This window comes from Bremerella sp. JC817 (assembly GCF_040718835.1).
In the GTDB taxonomy this organism is placed as follows: domain Bacteria; phylum Planctomycetota; class Planctomycetia; order Pirellulales; family Pirellulaceae; genus Bremerella.
In genome coordinates, this window is sequence record NZ_JBFEFG010000280.1 from 248,390 (window position 1) to 265,796 (window position 17,407).

Genomic DNA, 17,407 nt, shown 5'->3' on the forward strand with positions numbered 1-17,407 from the left:
CAGCCACACTTGGAGATAACGCGTCGTGAAACGCTCATTTTTTGCCTTTGCTCTGCTGCTGGTAGCCGTGTCGTTTGGCTCGGTCTCGGCAGCAACTGTTGAACAATCGATTGAAAACCTGAAGTCGACCGACGAAGCGACTCGCATCGCGGCGATTCAAGAGCTCGGCTCGCTCGGCGACAAGGCTGCTTCGGCCGTCACTCCGCTGACCTCGCTGCTGCAAGATACTTCGCCGCAAGTTGCCGCACAGGCCGCCCATGCCCTCGGCCAGATTGGTGTCGCCGACGACACCACCCTGGAAGGCTTGTTGGCGCTGACCGGTTCGCAAGATCCACAAGTTCGCCGCGAAGCGATCTCGGCTCTGTATGCGCTGCATCCTGGCCACGAAAAGATGTTGCCGATCTTCGCCAAGCTGCTGGGCGATGCCGATCCAGCTGTTCGCTTGCGCGTGATGAACGCCCTGACCGAAACCGGCAAGCCAGCCGTCCCCGAACTGATCGCTGCTCTGAAGAGCGAGAAGGGTGCCTTGTGGGCTTGCTTGATCTTGCGTGAACTTGGCCCAGAGGCTTCGGACGCCGCTCCGGAACTCGCCAAGGTGCTGACCACCGGCAAGGGTGCGTTGAAGCGTGAAGCGCTGCTGGCCCTGGCCACGATGCCGAAGGCTGCCACTGCCTTTACAGATGCTATCGTCAAGTGTCTGGACGATCCAACGCTGGCCGTTTCGGCTACCTACGCCTTGGGTCGCATGGGCACCATGTCGCCAGAAGTCGAAGCGAAGATCAAAGCTAACGTCGAAAGCAAAGACAAGCTGCTGGGCACGATGAGTGCCTGGGCTCTGGCCTTCACCCATCCCGACAACGAAGCCTTCAAGCAAGATGCCGTTCATCGTCTGGCTCAAGGGGTTGGTTCGTCCAACGCGATCATCCGTGCCATGTCGGCCCAGGGACTGATTTCGCTGCAGGCCAAGCCAGAAACGCTGAAGGCCGAACTGCAAGATCCCCTGAACGATGCTGGCGAACCGGTTGTCAGCAACGCCATGGGCTTGCTCTCCACGATGGGTCCTTCGGCCGTCGATTACTTGATCGCCGCCTTGAAGCACCCAAGCACGCGTTTCGATGCGATCGCGATCCTGGGTAGCCTCGGCAAAGACGGTGCTCCGGCAACGTCGAATCTGATCGCCTTGATCAACGACGAAAACCCACGCGTTGCCAACCAGGCAGTCGTGGCTCTGGGAAACATTGGTCCTGCCGCCAAGGCTGCCACGCCCGAGCTGACGAAGTCGCTCGAATCGGGCGAAGGTTCGATCGCTCATAATTCGGCCTTGGCCCTGGGACGTATCGGTCCTGATGCGGTCGAAGCGAAAGCTACCCTGCTGAAGGTCATGCAGAATCACTCCGATCCTGCCATGCAGCTTTCGTGTGCATGGGCCTTGCTGAAGGTCGACAGCGACTCGGCTGCGACCCGCGAAGCAGTCCTGCCAGTGCTGAAGGACGCCATGAAGTCGGACAACCCCATCATTCAGAATGCCGCCAAAGAAATGCTCGGCAAGCTGAACGGCGCGATGTAATCGCGTTCGATTACAAACCAGCAAAACGGCACGTCATCCCAGGATGACGTGCCGTTTTTTGTTTCTTGAATCGATCGAAGCCGCCAGGTAGCTCGCCGCCTGAGCTCGGTCGTGGAATGCTCGGGTCACGACCCAGCCCAGAACGGCGATAACCTGACTCACTAGTTAGGCGGACTCGACGATTCCGGCCTCTTGCACCACCTGGGCTAACCATTGCTCGATACGTTCGTCAGTGAGATCCCACTGGTTGTCATCGTCCAAGCCAAGTCCGATGAAGTGGGTATCGTCGTAAAGGGCCTGAGAGTCGTCGAACTCGTAGCCGGCGTTCGACCAAACCCCGATTATTTCCGGCGAACCCAACCGACGAATCGTCTGCCAAAGCTCCCCCATCGCGTCGAGGTAGTTGTCGGGATAGCCAACGGCGTCTCCCATGCCGAAGAAGGCGACCTTCTTACCGGTCAGGTCTAAGCCTTCAAGCTTCGGCAGAAGGCTGGCCCAGTCATCCTGCATTTCGCCGACGTTCCAAGTCGAAACGCCGAACAACAACAGATCGTGTTTCAGCAGATCTTGCGGGCTGGCTTTGTACACATCGACCACGTCGGTCACGCAGTCGCCAAGCAGTTCCTTCATCTTCTTCGCGGCCCCTTCGGTGTTTCCGGTGGTCGAGCCGTAGAAGATTGCCATCGAGATATCCATGGTTATTTCTCTTGTCTCTTGTTCTAAGGGAAGGGCAGGGGACTACGCGTCGCGCGATGGTTGCGACGCACCAAGACGCTCGCGACAAACCGACGCCCGACGATTGTCTCCGGCATCGTTGAAGATCTGAGCGAGTCGCTTGAGGCAGCACGCACACTTCAGCGACGCCAGTTCATCGAGACTAGCGTCGGCCACCGCCAGGTAAGCCTGCTGCGTCTTGTTCTGTCGCGTCAGCACGGTCACCAACGCGACACGGTAGAAGAAGATCTGCGGTGCCATGGCAATCACGCCCACCAGGATCGGTTCGATCAGCTCGGCCGGGTAACCAGCCTTCGACATATAGAACGCCACTCCATACCGGGCGTTGTGCGAGTCAGGCTCGACATGGCAGGCTCGCTGACAGACATCAGCCGCCAAGGCAAACTGCCCCACCATCCCCAAACCGCGAGCGAGCCGCGCGAGGACTTCGCCATCGAGGATCGGCAACTGGGCCAGGTGGCAATAGACATCGACCGCCAGCTCAGGCTGATCGATCTGGGCATAGCAATCGGCCAGGGCCAACTGGCCAGAAATCGAAAGCCCTTGCAGCGACAACGCGTACTCAAGAGCCTCTTTTCCGGGGGCGAAGTCGCACAATGCGTGGCACAGCACTCCTTTCAGCTCCCAGCCCGATGGATCATCGGGCTGGGTCTTTAAGTGGAGGGCCAACGTGTCGACGGCCTCTACGTAACTTCCCTGGTAGTAATAAAATAAAGCCTGATGAAAGGCACTTTCGGTCGGGACCATTTCGTTCTCGCCTGAATGGAGTATCGAAAGGGAAAGCGGTTCGTTCCCGCTGCCAGGCAGCCCAAAAGAAGAACACGCAGCCAAGAGACTGGGGCGGACAATCAAGGCAAAAGAAGCCTTTGGGTCACGTCCCGGTGGCTAGCGAACGGCACCAAACCGCGGCAGCTTGCTATAGATACTGAGTCTCAGTTGCATTCATTCTAGCGGTGTCCCTACGACAGGGCAATCCGTTTTCCTGGTTTTTAGCCGCCACCCCAGACGTGGCAGAGAGCTTTCAGGTCCCCTTTCCGTTGGTTCGACGCGACGATGTCGCCCCAGCCGACATGCCAGGCGACTCGATCGACATCCAGGCAGGAAATGGAGTCGAAAGAAGCCGATATCATTGCCCGGTACATCGTTTGCAAATGCCATCTGGTGATGATTGGCCGGCGGTTCTCTCACGCGGGCAAGTCGTCAGGAAGAGGCACCGAGACGCCCCCTTCAGGTATGAACTGGGGGCTGCAAAACGAAAGTCACGCATGCATCGACGACAATGGCTGTCCCAATTCCTGGGAAGTGGAATCGGGGCTGGGCTCCTGCTTGCTGGCCGTCCGGTATCGGTCTGGTCGGCGGATAATCCGATTCACAACGAGCCCGAAACGCAGAAGTCGATCCACAAGGGAATTGCCTGGATGATCTCGGCCATCCAGCGAGACGGCACGGTCGGCACCGATCGCCTGTACGGGCCTGACCTCTCTTGCTCCGCGATCACTGGCCTCATGTTCCTTTCACAAGGAAGCACCCCGTACGGGGGTGAATACGCCAAGTATGCCCGAAAGGTTCTGCATGGCGTCCTCGATCAGATCGAGCATCGCCCCCTCGCCGGTACCAAGGTCCGCGAACGAACGCTGGTACAGCGTAAGATCGGAATGAATGCCGACGTCTTCTTTGCGACGCTGTTCCTCAGCGAGGTCTACTTCGAGGCGAACGAAGAGATCGACGTGATTCATGCTGCCCTGGCCAAGCTGGTCGATCACATCGGTCGCAGCCAACTGAAAGATGGCACGTGGGGAACGGAGAGTTGGGCACCGATCCTGGGAACGGTCCTCGGCTGGGAAAGCCTCCGTTCGGCAAGCTCAGCCGGCTTTCCGATTCATGCCTCCGCCGAGCGGGTTGGCGAGTCGCTGATCAAAGATCTTCGCAAACGGCCGAAAGAAGAGGATGGCTGGATGCATCACTTCTACAAAGAAGCCTCGAGCCTGCGGGTGCTTTACTCGATGGGTTATCGCGACGATCCTCACTTCCTCTCGTCCGCCGATAAGCTGTTGAAGCTGATCACGACCGATCGCCGGGCGTTTCAGTATGCCGGTGGTGAAGAATACCTGTCGTTTTACCTTGTCACGCAGTGCATGCTGATGGAACTCCAGCCGAGTTGGAAGCAGTGGTCACCAACGGTCCGCAAGGAACTTCTGCGAACGCAAAACGCCGATGGCAGTTGGACCGGGCACCATTGCATCACCGACCGAACCTTCTGCACGGCGGCCGCTTTGTTGACGCTGCAAAGCACCAACCATCAGCTTGCGATCTCTGACCTATGATCGCCCGTCGTCGATTCGTGGGCGGGCTGATCGGTTCGCTGCTGCTTCCCGCCGTACGGCTGCATTCCGCACCGAAAGCAACCACCATCGCGGCAGCCCGATCGCAAGGTCTGGCCTGGCTGCTTTCGCAACAAGCCGGCAGCGGCGGCTGGCACTCGCGGACCTATGGTAACTTACGCGAAGGGATCGGGCTGACGTCGCTCGTCTTAAAGGCGATCGCATCCACCGGGTCCCAAGTCCCGGACGATGCATGGCAAGCGGCCCTCGCCGCAGGTCGGCGTGGCGTGAACTTTCTGATGCGTCGCCAAGATTCGCATGGCCTGGTCTGCGGCCCCAACGGAGAAACCGATCAGCCGATCTATGCCACGGCACTGCTGCTTGAAGCGGCGGCGATCGTGCCGGAGTGGGAGCTTTCGGAGTCTCTGCGTGCGAAGCTTATTGCAGCACTGTGGGATGCCCAGTTTGGCCCAGCTGCTGGCTGTCAGCCGAAGGACGAAGAGTTCGGTGGCTGGGGTCCCTTGCCGCCGGAACGATCGGCCCGTCTGCCAGGCGACAGCGCGAACATCGCGGTGACCGCTCATGTGTTGTCGGTGCTGAGGCAATACGATGCCTTGCCAGAAGAGACCAACGCCAGGGCGCGCACGTTCATCGATCGCTGCCGAGGCCGCGACGGGTTTGGGTTCGTTCCGCCGGCGGATTCCCCCCTCAACAAAGCAGGCATGGTGGAGTCCGACGGCAAGCCAGACGTCGCGGCCGGTTACCCTTCGGCCACATGCGATGGCTGGCTGGCGATGCAGGCCACTGGGCTGTTTGCGTCGGCTGAACTTCGCCAGGCGTTCGAGCAGTATCTGGCGATGCCACTTCCCTCGGTGGCGGAAGATCTTCCGGAAAGAGCATCGCGAGCCAGGCAGCAATTGGCTGGGCTGTGGTTCTACCACGCGGCAAGAGCAAGCGAAGTTGCGAAAAGAATATCGTTACCCAAGCTTTCGCAGAAGCGGGAACAACTTCGAGAGCGGCTTCTATCGCAGCAGCAGGATAATGGTTCCTGGCAGAATGCGATCGCCACGATGCGAGAAGACGATCCGTTGGTGGCGACGTCTATGGCAGTGATCGCACTTCAAGAGATGATGCCGCCGGAGAAGGTAAGCCCTTAGGTGGTTGGGTCGTGGCGGCGTCGAGCAAGAGAGGCCTGGCGAAAGCCATCTTCGACTAGCAGTGTCAGCATACCGATCGCGACACATACGGGTACGACGAAGGCCCAACTGATGCCGGTACCCCAGGTCAATGCGACCCCGGACAGTGCTACACATGCGACACGTACCGCTACCCACCAGGCAACGGCCAGAAACGATACGCTGGTAACGAACTTCGAAATTAAGCGTTTCATCACAGGCAGTCTCACAGAGAGAACTTCAACCAACTGCCCCAGCTCAAATATAGTCTGCAATCGCCCTGGAAGTTGAAGTTCCGATTATTCCGTCACCGGCGACTCGCCAGCGATGCTTCCCATCGCTCCCCACACTCCATAAGGGCTTACGCCTGGCATATCCGTCACAATCGGCCCCTGCGAGAGGTTGCCGGTATCGATGTCGTCGTTCACTGCATTGCTCGATCCATCGGCCATCAAGAGGTAGCTTATCCCTCCATGAACACTGCCGACGGTATAGAGCCCATCGACGGCCGCGTTCCCTTCGACGGCACAGCTTACTTTGTTGGGTGCCAGGATCGTATTGACCATCGCTGGTCCCGCCGCACCATCAGCCCAGCGATAGCCACGCGTCTGAGGATGATCCGACCAGGGCCGATCTTGCGGCAACTGATCGCAGAGGATCGGACTGGCGAGAAACTCGACCGGATGATCGACGGTGATCTTGCCGACCTGTGCCTCCGCCAACATCACCGTCGCGGCGGTTCCATCGCGGAAGTCTGTGAACCGGGTCGTTCTTCCGGGAGCGAACGCCCCGCGTGGTGGCTGACCTTGGCCATAGATATCGGTCGTATCGCCAACGGAAAACATGTAGTTGACTACCAGGCGGTCCTCATCATCGGATCGTCTCAAGCCAATCTCGGAAGGACACTGCAGCAGGTCGAGTTGCGTTTGCCAGGGCGGGTAGTCTTCGTTCCAAGGCTCTGGTCCCCAAGCTGGATACTCGGAACCGCCGATCTCCATCGGCTGGGCAATTTGCTGATAGATGGCCTCTTGCTCGACAAACGGCAGCAGCGCCACCATTCCGCTGATTCGCCGCTGGTTGTCTTCAGTTCCGAAGCAGCAATCGGGCAGATGCCCATGCGTCATGTGATAGTTGTGCAGGGCGAGTCCAAGTTCCTTCAGATTGTTTTGGCACTGCATCCGGCGCGCCCCTTCCCGCGACTGGCGGACCGCAGGCAGCATCAGAGCAATCAAGACAGCAATGATCGCCACGACCACCAGCAACTCTACCCAAGTGAAACCGGAGGGAGCGTGACTTCGCCGTTGATCTCGATTAGTAGTTTCTAGCATCTAATTCCTCTTCTCCGGCAACGGTGCCCAGGGCTCCCCAGACACCATATGGATTGCGATTTCGACTCGCGCCGTCCGACTTCTGTTTGGCATTGATGTTCTCTGCAATGAAACGGGACGAACCATCCGCGAATAAAACCTGCGATCCTCCGACATGGTAACTGCCGGCCGAATAGATCCCGTCGACTCCGTCGCTACCGCCGACGGCGCAGCTAGGTGCATTAGGGGGCAAGAGGGTGTTGAACATCGGCATGCCAGCAATGCCGTCTTCCCACAGCCAGCCCCGTCCCTGGGGATGCAACGCGACCTTCGGTAAATAGTACGGTGTCTTGGAATCGCGTGTTTGCCAACAGAGTCTTGGATCGTTCAACATGGCCCTGGGTTGATCGATCGCGATCTGCCCTTGGAGGGCCAGTCCGCGAGGAATGGCGATTTCTCCCATCAAGATCGTATAGGACGTGCCATCTGTAAACTCTGTAAACTTTCGAGCGAGACTGCCACCAAAGGCTCCTGTTGCCTGGGAAGGCTCTGGCAGAATCTGAACCGAGTCACCGATACAAAACGCATAGTTCGTGGGATTACCTCCATGCACAAATCGACTTGCGGTGGGGCAAAGCAGTTGCTCGACCTTTAAGTTGTGCCAAGGCAACTGGGTTCGATCCTCCTGCTGTTGCATTTCCATGTTCTGCTCATAAAGATTCGATTGCTCCAGGTAAGGCAACAAGAGAACCAGCCCACTCATCCGTTCGAAGTTCCCTTCTTCGAGCGTGCGGTCGATCGAGTGCCCCATGATCGCCGGCGGAAATGTTCTGTACATGTCGTGATAGTTGTGCAGCGCGAGCCCTAGCTGCTTCAGGTGAAAAGCGCATGTCATTCTATAGCTGGCTTCTCGAGGATGACCTAACCCTGGCATAAGCAGGGCAAAGAGCAGCAGCAAAATAACGATCACCGCCAAGACTTCGACCCACGAGTAGCCCGATCGGGAACAGCCAGGGAAGCATGTTTTTGGTGCATTAAAAATCATCGTCGATCTCTTCGTGCCCATTCGCCGTACCAAGGGAGCCCCACACGCCAAAGGGACTCGCCCGTTGCTCAACCTCTGGGGCAGCCTTGTCCATCTCGAGCGGTGCTGCCCCAAGGTCTCCGCAATCGATCCGTTCCCAAATCATTTGGACTGAAGCATCCCCCAGCAGCACCTGACATCCTCCAGGGTGATGACTTCCCGCCGAGTAAATGCCGTCGACTGCTTCTATTCCACCGACGGCGCAACTGGGACTGTTCGGAGGCAAGATCGTATTCACCAGCCCAGGTCCCGCCGCACCATCGGCCCAGTTGTATCCGCGGCCATAGGTATGTAGCGAGACGTCGTTGCGATAATAGCGATTGCTCGCATCGACCAGTTGCTGACAGATGCCGACGTCGTCCAAGACATTGCGAGGGAGATTCACCGCGATCTGACCGATTGTGCGACGACCGTCGGGCGGCCTGATCTCCGACATGAAAATCGTTTGCGAGAGACCATCGCCGATCTCATCAAGACGCGTGCTAAGACCTGGCGCAAAGGCACCCCGGGCTTGTGGCAGGTAGTGGATATCGCTGGCGACATCGCCAATGCAAAACGCGTAACTTGTCCAGCGATAGTCACGATCGACTACGGTATCGGCTGCTGTCGGACAACGAAATAACTGCACCTCGGCCTGCCAAGGTGGATAATTCAAGTCCCACGGTGCGGGACCTCCGGGAGGCTCGCCTTGCATGATTTGATCGAAGAGCCTGGTCTCTTCCAGATAGGGTAGCAAGGCAACGAGACCGTTCAGGCGATTCTCGTTGCCGCCGGCTCCCGTCCCTCCGACCGCCTGTGGCAGCACACCGTGGGCATCGTGATAGATGTGCATCGCCAGACCCAATTGCTTGAGATGCATTTGACACGCCATGCGTCTTGCGGCCGCCCGACCTCCGGTTCTACCGAAGGGAAGCAAGCAGAAGGAGAGGGCCATGATGATAAACATCACGGCGAACAACTCTTTGATCGTGAATCCGTGCGAATCGTTTCTCATGGCGATCCCTCGGCGGCTGTCGGTTCCGATACCAGACGTGAGGCCTTGCGATACCTTCGTATTTCAAAGAGCGCTAACGGAACAATCCAGCTCAGCCAGGCATTGATTTGATAGCCGACAATCGTTTCGGTGTCGGTCACAATCGTCAGCCCTGCCACAATTCGGAAGAGCAACGGAGCGATCAACAAAATAAAGCAGTACGTCGCCCAGCGCTGATGCGATAGAAAGTCTCTTCGCATCGCGTAGCGGGCAGCGACGACGATGGTGATGCCAGTGGCAACCGCTTGGGTCGCGAACCCCCAACCGGCAAGTGGTCCGGAGAAGGACCAGATCGACATGACGATGCCACTGGGAACGACCAGCCCCAAGACCAATCCCAATTGCACTTTGCCCAGCCTGCGATGGAGCGTCGCGTGCGTTCGCCACTTGCCGCTCAGCATCAGATAGGTGGCGATCAACAGGGCGATCGGCGAGGCGATGATGTGGGTATAGAAGGCCGGCGGATAGGCTCCCTGAAAGGTTGCTTCTCGCCCTAGCAGAAACACCGCCTCGAAGTTCGGCGGGAAATAGTTTCGATACTCGGTGACCATCGAAACCAACACCTTCGCCATCAAAACCGCCACGGCGATCATCGCGACGGTTTTCAGTTTGGCAAATCGGCTTTGATGTGTGTGCGACTTCACAACCAGGCGGCCGAGTACCGCATCCCTGAGTATCTTCTGGATTAGATCGAAGACGAGCAGGGGTATGGCCGGCGACCTTGGCGGCTTCACACCCCACTACAGAGCGTACCCCAGGTCGCCGAAGAAGTCGACTACATTGCGGTTCAACTAGTCGATTGGTGCCCCATAGATCTGCTTGCACAGCTCTTTGGTCAGCAGGTTGGCGGCACCTTCGCCACTGGGCGTGTTCTGCAGATTGGTCAGCACGATCAAGGTCATTCCGGTCTGAGGATCGAATCCCATGAACGACTGATACCCTGGCAGCGAACCATCGTGCCCCAGCAGCGGACCGAACTTGGCGATCCCCAGGCCATAGGCCGTTGCTTCTGGCTGCATCGGATTGTTCGGCTTGAAGCTGTCGAGGCGAATGTTGTGCCAGGCTTCGTCCAGCAGGCCGCCAGCAACCATCGCTTCGACATAGGTGGCCAGGTCTTCCGCCGTCGAAACAGCGCCACCAGCCGCCCAGGCCCACGATGGGTTTCCGTTGGTCACATCAGTCGGCAGCAGCTTGCCTTCGACTGCCAGCTTCTGCTGATCTTTCGGCAAGGCGAGATCGTCCAGCGTCGACTCGTTGGTCCCGAAAAGATAGCCGTGAGCATACGGCGACGGCATCTTCCAATCGGTTGCCGTTGGCATCGAAGTATGCTTCATGGCAAGCGGCGTGAAGATTCGCTGCTGGAAAGCTTCTTCCAGCGACATACCGGTCAGGCGTTCGATGATCACCCCGAGCATGATGTAGTTGGTGTTCGAGTAGTTGAACTCGGCCCCTGGCTTGAAGAGGGGCTTCTGCTCGATGCCAAGCTGAATCAGCTCTGCCGTCGTGAAGCCTTTTTGCGGCTGTTGATCAAGCTGGCGATTCACCGACTTCAGGTCGCTGTAGGTCGGGATTCCACTTCGCATCGCGAGCAAATCAGCGATGGTAATCTGATCGCCTTGCGGGACATTGTCGAAGAATTTCGAGACCGTGTCGGTCAGCTTCAACTTGCCTTCTTGAATCAGTTGCAGCACCACCGTGCCAGTCATCGTTTTGGTGTTCGATCCGATGCGAAACGCCATGTCGGTCGTCACTGGCTGACCGGTCTTCAGATCGGCGACGCCAAATGCCTGAAGCCATTGGTCATTCCCTTTGCGAAGCAGCACGACCGCTCCAGGGATCGCGTTATCTTGCATCAGCTTTTCGACGGTCGACGCCATCTTCTCGCGATCGCCAATCCCCTCGGCGGAACTAATTTCCGAGAAGGTCATGGCGAACAGCAATACCAGGGCCACAATAGTAAGGGGTTTGCAAATTTTCACTTGGCTTCTTCCTAAAGCAGGGTTGTTGTGTGGTTGTTTCCGAAATATAGGTCACACAGTCCACCTGCCAATGCTACCGCTCATATCGCGCAAGGGTCCTGATCGAATCGAATCTCCGGAAAATTGGCATTGCGATGGCGACAAATTCCGATTGCCGATAGTCTACGCCAATAGACATGTTCCCCCCCATTTCAGGAGACTTCCGATGCCTTCCATCGTTTCTCGATATGTCGCATTGCTGGCGATTCTGCTCGGTGCCCCAAATTTGGTCTTCGCTGGGGAAGAGCAATCGTCTGCTCCGATGAAAGTCGCGTTCGAGCTGGGCCATTCAGGGAAAAAGAACCAAGAGCTGCTCAAGCGGATTCGTAGCGAGGAAACCAAGATTCAGTTCATCGATACGCCACTGGAAGAAGTCGTGCACTACCTGAAGCAACTTCATCACACGGAAGTTCAGATCGACCAACATGCGTTGGCGCAAGCCGAACTGAAAATCGACCTGCCGATCACATTGAATGTGGAAGGGGTTGACCTGGAAGATGGCCTGAATGTTCTGTGTGCCCGAAATAAGCTGGGCTGGTACATCGAGAACGAGATGATCTTTATCACGTCGGCCCAAGCCGAAGCATCCCACATGACCGTTCGGGTCTATGCGAACCCAGATGGAATCCTGGACGAAGAAGAATTGACGCTGGCGATCACCGGCACCATTCAACCCGATAGCTGGTCGGACTCGCGGCAGGGAGGTAGCATCCGTGCTGTTCCCTCTGGCAACTTCATCCTGGTGCGCCAAAACCGCTTAGCTCACGAGCAGATCGAATCGCTGATCCGACTGCTAAGTGGGATCGAAGACTAGAGCGTCCCACTTGGAATGCCATGCCCGCGATCGGCCGGGCGTGGCATGATTTTTTCCAATGTCTGCCTCAGGCCTAGTGCCCGATCATCTGCTTGTCGGCATCGGGCTTGTCGTGGATGGCGAAGCGATTGACCATGTGGGCGGAAGCTTCGTTCAGCCCGATCAACTCGACTTCGACTTCCTGCTGGCGATACTTCACGATCACGCGGTCGAGCGCACCAATCGCGGTGATATCCCAAAAGTGAGCATCGGTCACATCGATGTTCACTTTCTTCAGCTTCTCTTGATAGTCGAACGACTGGATGAATCGATCCGCCGAAGCAAAGAATACCTGGCCAGTCACGCTGTAGGTCTTGCCATCCGCTTCTTCATGCGGCACACCTTCGACCACCAGAATCTGGCCGACCTTGTGGGCAAAGAAGAAGCCGGAAAGCAGCACACCGACCAGCACCCCTTGGGCCAGATCGTGCGTCAGGACCACCACCAGCACCGTGCTGACCATCACCGCGCTAGAGCTCTTCGGATGCAGCACCAGGTTTTTGAGCGACTCCCATTTGAAGGTGCCGATCGAGACCATGATCATCACCGAAACGAGGGCGGCCATTGGGATCATCGAAACGTACTTGCCGAGGAACACGATCAAGATCAGCAGGAAGACGCCAGCACAGAGTGTCGACAATCGTCCGCGACCGCCCGACTTCACGTTGATGACCGACTGGCCGATCATGGCACAGCCCGCCATACCACCGAGGAAACCAGCAACGATGTTCGAGCAGCCTTGGCCGACACACTCTTGGTTCTTATTGCTTTGCGTGTCGGTCATCTCGTCGACGATCGAAGCGGTCATCAGCGATTCCAGCAAACCGACCACGGCCAGAGTGACCGAAACCGGGAAGATGATTTGCAGCGTTTCAAATGTCCAAGGAATCTCCGGGAGCATAAAGACCGGCAAGCTGTCCGGCAGGTGTCCCATGTCGCCGACCGTTCGGATCTGAAAACCGAACGCGACCGAAATGGCCGTCAGCACGCTGATCGCGATCAGAGGAGAGGGAATCGCTTTGGTCAGGTAAGGAAACAGGTAGATAATCGCGAGACCACCTGCCACCATCGGATAGACCACCCACGGCACGTTGATCAGTTCCGGCAACTGCGCCATGAAGATCAAGATGGCCAACGCATTCACGAAGCCGGTGATCACCGACTTCGAGACGAATCGCATCAGCACGCCCAACTGGAAATAGCCGGCAGCGATCTGCAGGATGCCGGTCAGGATCGAAGCGGCCAGCAGGTACTGCAGGCCATGCTCTTTCACCAGCGTGACCATCACCAGGGCCATCGCCCCGGTTGCCGCCGAGATCATGCCAGGTCGACCGCCGACAATGGCTGAGATCGTCGCGATACAAAACGAAGCATATAGCCCGACCTTCGGATCAACACCGGCGATGATCGAAAAGGCAATCGCTTCGGGAATCAGAGCCAGGGCCACGACCAGGCCGGCCAGCAGGTCTTTCGGTACGTTGGCGAACCATTGGTTGCGCAGGGTATCGATTGGTTTCATCGTGGGAAATTTCCAGCAAGGCAGAGGGAGGGACTTCGCCGAAATAGCTCCGGCTCAGGTGCCGCTAAACAGGTAAAAACAAAGTGCAGTACAGCGGATTCAAGAATGCTCGCACAAAGCCTTGTGGGGCAGCCGTTCACCTAAACGGGGCCACGAAGGGGACGAACTTCACGCTGAGAGAAATAAACTACACCGGTCTAACTACCATTACGGGGCACATTTATGGATCTTATGGCAGCGATTGTACTACAAGCCATTTCAGCCCGATAGTTCTAAAATCGGCCAAATGGATTCCAGATCTGCCCCGCCGAGAGCCTGGCCGCCGCGTAACCGCCAGCAGGCACATGAGTTAAATCAGGTTGGCCTAGTGCTGCGAATTGATCGTCGAGGCCTGACCGCAGGCAACCGGTTCGCCTTGGCGAATGTAGCCCCACTCGCCCACCCCATCGGTTTCAAAGCGAACGAACATGTCGTCGAGCCGATGCGAACGGATGCGGAGCGATCGGGTATCTTCCGACAGTTCGACCTGACTTTCGCCCAGGTCGCGACGATCGAGCAAACCGACCACGTTGGGATCTTCCAGCAACTCGGCATCGTCCGGGACAATCGAGAACATGCAGTCCCCTTCGATATCCCCAGGCGGAATGGCACACAGAATGAACCCGATGTGTTGGGCACCATCGAGTGTTTGCAGAACAATGGCTTTCATGGCAGGCTGGTTGAGCTTGAGAAGAGGGCCCCTGAGTCTTTTCCTAGGGACGATTCTAATTCAAACCTTGCCAACCGCGCGCTCGATTTTTCTATAATTGCGCGGACTCCCTTCTCACCCATCCACGGATGCACATGACTTTCGATCAACTTACGATCCGCCCCAAACTGGAACAGCACGTCGACCGCCTGGCAGGCCAGATCGGTCCGAGAATTCTCGCCAAGCCAGAAACCATCGCGGCGACGCTCGAATACATCCAGACGCAGTGGCAAGAGATGGGGCACGACGTTCGCGAAGAACCTTACGAATCGGTCGATGGCCCGGCGATGAACCTGGTGGTCGAAATCCCTGGAAGCGAGCCCTCGAAAGAGGTCGTAGTCTTGGGAGCACACTACGACACGGTCGCGACCACCCCCGGTGCGGACGACAACGCCTCGGCGGTTGCGGTATTGTTGGAAGTGAGTCGTCAGCTGAAAGAACATACGCCGCGCAAGACGTTGCGTTTTGTGGCGTTTGCCTGTGAAGAAGCTCCTTACATGAGCCTCGACTCGATGGGCAGCCAGTACCATGCAAGGGAAGCGAAGAAACGCAACGAGAAGATCGTGATGCTATGCCTGGAGATGGTGGGTTACTTCCGCGACGAACCGAACTCGCAGCAGGTGCCAGTCACGATTCCGAAGTTTCTGCATGGGCTGTTCCCGAAGCGAGGCAACTTCCTGGCGGCGGTTGGCAACCTGAATTCGATGCAACTCTCGTGGGCGTTTCGGCGCGGCTTCAAACGTGGCACCCAGCAGCGACTGTTTTCGATTTGCCTGCCAGAGAAGATCAAAGAGATTCGCCGCAGCGACAACAGTTCGTTCTGGGACCAAGGCTACCCGGCGCTAATGCTGACTGACACCAGCTTCCTGCGCAATCCGAACTATCACCAGCCTACCGATACGCCTGACACGCTCGACTTCGAGGCGATGACGCACGTCGCCCAGGGAGTGGCGAGTGCCATGAAGTATCTGGGGCGTTAGACGGAACCGCTAAGCAATGCGGCGCGAGACATCTTCGACCGTAGCCAACCAAAGCGAAAGCTGATCGCCCTCAGCCCAAAGCTGCTTCAGTTCAGAGTCGTCCGATACCACTCTCTCGAGTGCGACTTGAGCAACCGGAACCAGCGTGTCGGTTGCCAGGTGGGAATGCGATTGAACCCAATTGGCCAACGCATCCATCGAAGCTTCGTGCAGACCTGGGCGACCTCGTAAATGTGCGAGTGCTTCGCATGCGGCCAGCATCTGCGATCCGTCGCTGGCATCGATGGTCTCCCCCTCCGGGACATTGGCAACAACCGACAGCGACTCTTCGATCAACGCCAGATCGTCGCTGCGCAGCAACCGATCCTGCCAATCACAGGCCGCGTCATTATCAAAGATTTCGTGTCCCCAAGCGCCCATCGAAGCTGCGTCTCCATACGAGATTGAAAGTCTTGGGGACCAAAATACGATTTTGCGTCCAACTCCTCAATCCGGGTAAGAAGTTCAACAAAACAGATTCGCCATTCACAAAGACTTTGCAAACAGTTCGGACAGTTTTTGATAGCTATTCTTTGATGGGGGGCGAGGCTATCTACGGAATATTCCAAACAGCCCATTAGTGGTAAACCGTTGAATTTATCGATCACTGACCGGCTGACTCCAGTCGGGACCATCGGCCATCACACTGTCGTTAATCTCCAACATCTTTGATTTCAATTGCGAAACCAGTTGAGGCTTTTCCGCCGCCAGATTGTGCTTCTGTTGCGGATCAACAGAAAGATCGTAGAGCTGGAAGTTCTTGTAAGTCCCTGCTTTTATGCGAGGAATCCAGGCTTCCTGGAACATGTTGTCGCTACTCATTTCGTAGTTCCGTTCGGCGACCAGGCTGTAGTTGCCGTCGCGCATCGCCACGATCGGACGCGACCGTTGCAGATGCCAGAACAAAGGTTGATGCCGAGTGAACTCGCCGTGGCCACGCACCAGTAATGGGGCCAGGTCGCTGCCATCCAAGTGGCGACCCTCTGGCGGGGTAATCGCAAGCAAGCCGCAAATCGTTGGAAAAATATCAACGATTCCTGCCGGAATATTTCCTGAGATTTCTTTTCCTGCCTCGATCTTGCCCGGCCAATAGAAGATCCCTGGGACGCGGATGCCACCTTCCCAGTTCACACCCTTCTTGCCGCGCAGGCCACCGGTTCGATCGTCTCGATAGCTGCCGTTGTCCGAGGCGTAGATGATCAACGTGTTCTCTGGCTTGTCGATCTCGTGCAGTTTCTTCACCAGGCGAGCGATCGCGCGGTCGGTGTTGTCGATCGTGCCGGAGTAGATCGCTCCGTTGTCTTTTAATTCGCCGTAGTCCGAAACGATTTCGTCCGGCGCGGCAATCGGCGCATGCGGTTCATGGAACCAGACATTCAAGAAGAAAGGCTTCTTCGCATCGCGACTGTTTTCCAGCCAATCGATCGCCTCGTCGACGACGATCTGGCACGAGTATCCTTCGAGTTCGCCCAGCGGCTTGCCATTGCGGATGAAGTTGTTCGGGTTGCGATGACTTGGAATGGCGTTCTTCACCGTCGCAAACCAATAGTCGAATCCATGCTGATCGGGCGTCGGCTTATCGAGCTTCGGGGTTGGCATCCCCAGGTGCCACTTGCCGATGTGCGCGGTCGCGTACCCTTCGTTCTTGAGAAGCTCGGCCAAGGTGTTTTCGCGGAGCAGCAAATGCGAACGCTGCGGACCATCTTCGATCCAACTGTAAACGCCGGCACGAATGTGATGGCGTCCGGTGAGCAACGTGGCCCGCGTCGGCGAACAAACCGCACATCCGGCATAAAAGTCATGGAACCGCGTTCCACCAGCTGCCAGGGCATCGATCGCAGGCGTTTTGACCGGGCCGCCGTAGCATCCCACGTCCTGGTATCCCAGATCATCCGCCAGCAGCATCACGATATTGGGGCGGTCGGCTGCCTGGGTCACGCCGGCCAGCAGGGCGATCGCCAGCGCAACGATGGGTGAGACGCATTTCATTTCGTAACCTTTGGACGATTGGGGCTATAGGTAAGGTGA

Annotated in this window: 18 protein-coding genes; 5 read left to right on the top strand and 13 right to left on the bottom strand. The window is 57.2% G+C overall.

The features are described 5' to 3' along the window. Window positions 1-25: 25 nt before the first annotated feature. Complete coding sequence (locus AB1L30_RS19290; RefSeq protein WP_367015087.1) at window positions 26-1,567, top strand: HEAT repeat domain-containing protein; 1,542 nt, start codon at window positions 26-28, stop codon at window positions 1,565-1,567. A gap of 165 nt (window positions 1,568-1,732) precedes the next feature. On the opposite strand, the gene AB1L30_RS19295 is transcribed toward AB1L30_RS19290, so the two are convergent. The 3 genes from AB1L30_RS19295 to AB1L30_RS19305 all read right to left on the bottom strand — a co-directional run bounded on the left by AB1L30_RS19295 (window position 1,733) and on the right by AB1L30_RS19305 (window position 3,432). Next, window positions 1,733-2,263: a flavodoxin gene (locus tag AB1L30_RS19295; protein ID WP_367015089.1), complete on the bottom strand. Its 531-nt coding sequence runs from the start codon at window positions 2,261-2,263 to the stop codon at window positions 1,733-1,735. A gap of 42 nt (window positions 2,264-2,305) precedes the next feature. Beyond that, a complete protein-coding gene (locus AB1L30_RS19300) occupies window positions 2,306-3,049 on the bottom strand; it encodes a hypothetical protein (RefSeq protein WP_367015091.1) in 744 nt (247 codons plus the stop codon). Between the two features lie 242 nt (window positions 3,050-3,291). Continuing rightward, complete coding sequence (locus AB1L30_RS19305) at window positions 3,292-3,432, bottom strand: hypothetical protein (RefSeq protein WP_367015093.1); 141 nt, start codon at window positions 3,430-3,432, stop codon at window positions 3,292-3,294. A 135-nt stretch (window positions 3,433-3,567) separates the two neighbouring features. On the opposite strand from AB1L30_RS19305, the gene AB1L30_RS19310 reads away from it, so the two are divergent. Beyond that, window positions 3,568-4,626, top strand: coding sequence for a hypothetical protein (locus AB1L30_RS19310; protein ID WP_367015095.1), 1,059 nt, complete (start codon window positions 3,568-3,570; stop codon window positions 4,624-4,626). Then, window positions 4,623-5,780 (top strand): hypothetical protein, encoded by a 1,158-nt coding sequence (locus tag AB1L30_RS19315; RefSeq protein WP_367015097.1) that lies wholly within the window; start codon window positions 4,623-4,625, stop codon window positions 5,778-5,780. The genes AB1L30_RS19310 and AB1L30_RS19315 overlap by 4 nt, the downstream gene beginning before the upstream one ends. Here the strand turns inward: AB1L30_RS19315 and AB1L30_RS19320 are convergent. From AB1L30_RS19320 to AB1L30_RS19345, 6 genes are all read right to left on the bottom strand, one after another. Next, complete coding sequence (locus tag AB1L30_RS19320) at window positions 5,777-6,013, bottom strand: hypothetical protein (protein ID WP_367015099.1); 237 nt, start codon at window positions 6,011-6,013, stop codon at window positions 5,777-5,779. The two genes, AB1L30_RS19315 and AB1L30_RS19320, sit on opposite strands and share 4 nt — an antisense overlap. 84 nt (window positions 6,014-6,097) lie before the next feature. Then, complete coding sequence (locus AB1L30_RS19325) at window positions 6,098-7,126, bottom strand: DUF1559 domain-containing protein (RefSeq protein ID WP_367015101.1); 1,029 nt, start codon at window positions 7,124-7,126, stop codon at window positions 6,098-6,100. Continuing rightward, the gene (locus AB1L30_RS19330; RefSeq protein ID WP_367015103.1) at window positions 7,110-8,171 is read right to left on the bottom strand and encodes a DUF1559 domain-containing protein; all 1,062 of its coding nucleotides are present in this window, start codon (window positions 8,169-8,171) and stop codon (window positions 7,110-7,112) included. Before AB1L30_RS19330 ends, AB1L30_RS19325 begins: the two co-directional genes overlap by 17 nt. Beyond that, window positions 8,140-9,183 carry a DUF1559 domain-containing protein gene (locus AB1L30_RS19335; protein ID WP_367015105.1) on the bottom strand — a complete coding sequence of 348 codons (1,044 nt, stop codon included), beginning with the start codon at window positions 9,181-9,183 and terminating at the stop codon, window positions 8,140-8,142. Before AB1L30_RS19335 ends, AB1L30_RS19330 begins: the two co-directional genes overlap by 32 nt. Beyond that, window positions 9,180-9,866: a DUF2306 domain-containing protein gene (locus tag AB1L30_RS19340; RefSeq protein WP_367015107.1), complete on the bottom strand. Its 687-nt coding sequence runs from the start codon at window positions 9,864-9,866 to the stop codon at window positions 9,180-9,182. The genes AB1L30_RS19335 and AB1L30_RS19340 overlap by 4 nt, the downstream gene beginning before the upstream one ends. A 147-nt stretch (window positions 9,867-10,013) precedes the next feature. Next, a complete protein-coding gene (locus tag AB1L30_RS19345) occupies window positions 10,014-11,201 on the bottom strand; it encodes a serine hydrolase domain-containing protein (RefSeq protein WP_367015109.1) in 1,188 nt (395 codons plus the stop codon). Window positions 11,202-11,406: 205 nt separating this feature from the next. On the opposite strand from AB1L30_RS19345, the gene AB1L30_RS19350 reads away from it, so the two are divergent. Then, complete coding sequence (locus tag AB1L30_RS19350; RefSeq protein ID WP_367015111.1) at window positions 11,407-12,054, top strand: hypothetical protein; 648 nt, start codon at window positions 11,407-11,409, stop codon at window positions 12,052-12,054. Window positions 12,055-12,127: 73 nt separating this feature from the next. On the opposite strand, the gene AB1L30_RS19355 is transcribed toward AB1L30_RS19350, so the two are convergent. Together AB1L30_RS19355 and AB1L30_RS19360 are read right to left on the bottom strand one after the other, a co-directional pair. Continuing rightward, window positions 12,128-13,612: a SulP family inorganic anion transporter gene (locus AB1L30_RS19355; protein ID WP_367015113.1), complete on the bottom strand. Its 1,485-nt coding sequence runs from the start codon at window positions 13,610-13,612 to the stop codon at window positions 12,128-12,130. A gap of 364 nt (window positions 13,613-13,976) precedes the next feature. Next, window positions 13,977-14,321, bottom strand: a complete 345-nt coding sequence (locus AB1L30_RS19360; protein WP_367015115.1) for a hypothetical protein — start codon at window positions 14,319-14,321, stop codon at window positions 13,977-13,979. Between the two features lie 134 nt (window positions 14,322-14,455). Between AB1L30_RS19360 and AB1L30_RS19365 the strand changes: the two genes are divergently transcribed. After that, window positions 14,456-15,340 carry a M20/M25/M40 family metallo-hydrolase gene (locus AB1L30_RS19365; RefSeq protein ID WP_367015116.1) on the top strand — a complete coding sequence of 295 codons (885 nt, stop codon included), beginning with the start codon at window positions 14,456-14,458 and terminating at the stop codon, window positions 15,338-15,340. A 9-nt stretch (window positions 15,341-15,349) separates the two neighbouring features. Here the strand turns inward: AB1L30_RS19365 and AB1L30_RS19370 are convergent, their stop codons facing one another. Together AB1L30_RS19370 and AB1L30_RS19375 are read right to left on the bottom strand one after the other, a co-directional pair. Continuing rightward, entirely contained in the window at window positions 15,350-15,760 is a 411-nt protein-coding gene (locus AB1L30_RS19370) for a DUF4259 domain-containing protein (RefSeq protein WP_367015118.1), read from the bottom strand. A 216-nt stretch (window positions 15,761-15,976) separates the two neighbouring features. Further along, window positions 15,977-17,368, bottom strand: a complete 1,392-nt coding sequence (locus tag AB1L30_RS19375; RefSeq protein ID WP_367015120.1) for a sulfatase-like hydrolase/transferase — start codon at window positions 17,366-17,368, stop codon at window positions 15,977-15,979. Window positions 17,369-17,407: the final 39 nt, after the last annotated feature.

Coding starts and splice junctions, on each gene's coding strand:
- AB1L30_RS19295 (WP_367015089.1), bottom strand. CDS start 2,263: ATGGATATCTCGATGGCAATCTTCTACGGCTCGACCACCGGAAACACC.
- AB1L30_RS19300 (WP_367015091.1), bottom strand. CDS start 3,049: ATGGTCCCGACCGAAAGTGCCTTTCATCAGGCTTTATTTTATTACTAC.
- AB1L30_RS19305 (WP_367015093.1), bottom strand. CDS start 3,432: ATGATATCGGCTTCTTTCGACTCCATTTCCTGCCTGGATGTCGATCGA.
- AB1L30_RS19310 (WP_367015095.1), top strand. CDS start 3,568: ATGCATCGACGACAATGGCTGTCCCAATTCCTGGGAAGTGGAATCGGG.
- AB1L30_RS19315 (WP_367015097.1), top strand. CDS start 4,623: ATGATCGCCCGTCGTCGATTCGTGGGCGGGCTGATCGGTTCGCTGCTG.
- AB1L30_RS19320 (WP_367015099.1), bottom strand. CDS start 6,013: ATGAAACGCTTAATTTCGAAGTTCGTTACCAGCGTATCGTTTCTGGCC.
- AB1L30_RS19325 (WP_367015101.1), bottom strand. CDS start 7,126: ATGCTAGAAACTACTAATCGAGATCAACGGCGAAGTCACGCTCCCTCC.
- AB1L30_RS19330 (WP_367015103.1), bottom strand. CDS start 8,171: ATGGGCACGAAGAGATCGACGATGATTTTTAATGCACCAAAAACATGC.
- AB1L30_RS19335 (WP_367015105.1), bottom strand. CDS start 9,183: ATGAGAAACGATTCGCACGGATTCACGATCAAAGAGTTGTTCGCCGTG.
- AB1L30_RS19350 (WP_367015111.1), top strand. CDS start 11,407: ATGCCTTCCATCGTTTCTCGATATGTCGCATTGCTGGCGATTCTGCTC.
- AB1L30_RS19355 (WP_367015113.1), bottom strand. CDS start 13,612: ATGAAACCAATCGATACCCTGCGCAACCAATGGTTCGCCAACGTACCG.
- AB1L30_RS19360 (WP_367015115.1), bottom strand. CDS start 14,321: ATGAAAGCCATTGTTCTGCAAACACTCGATGGTGCCCAACACATCGGG.
- AB1L30_RS19365 (WP_367015116.1), top strand. CDS start 14,456: ATGACTTTCGATCAACTTACGATCCGCCCCAAACTGGAACAGCACGTC.
- AB1L30_RS19370 (WP_367015118.1), bottom strand. CDS start 15,760: ATGGGCGCTTGGGGACACGAAATCTTTGATAATGACGCGGCCTGTGAT.
- AB1L30_RS19375 (WP_367015120.1), bottom strand. CDS start 17,368: ATGAAATGCGTCTCACCCATCGTTGCGCTGGCGATCGCCCTGCTGGCC.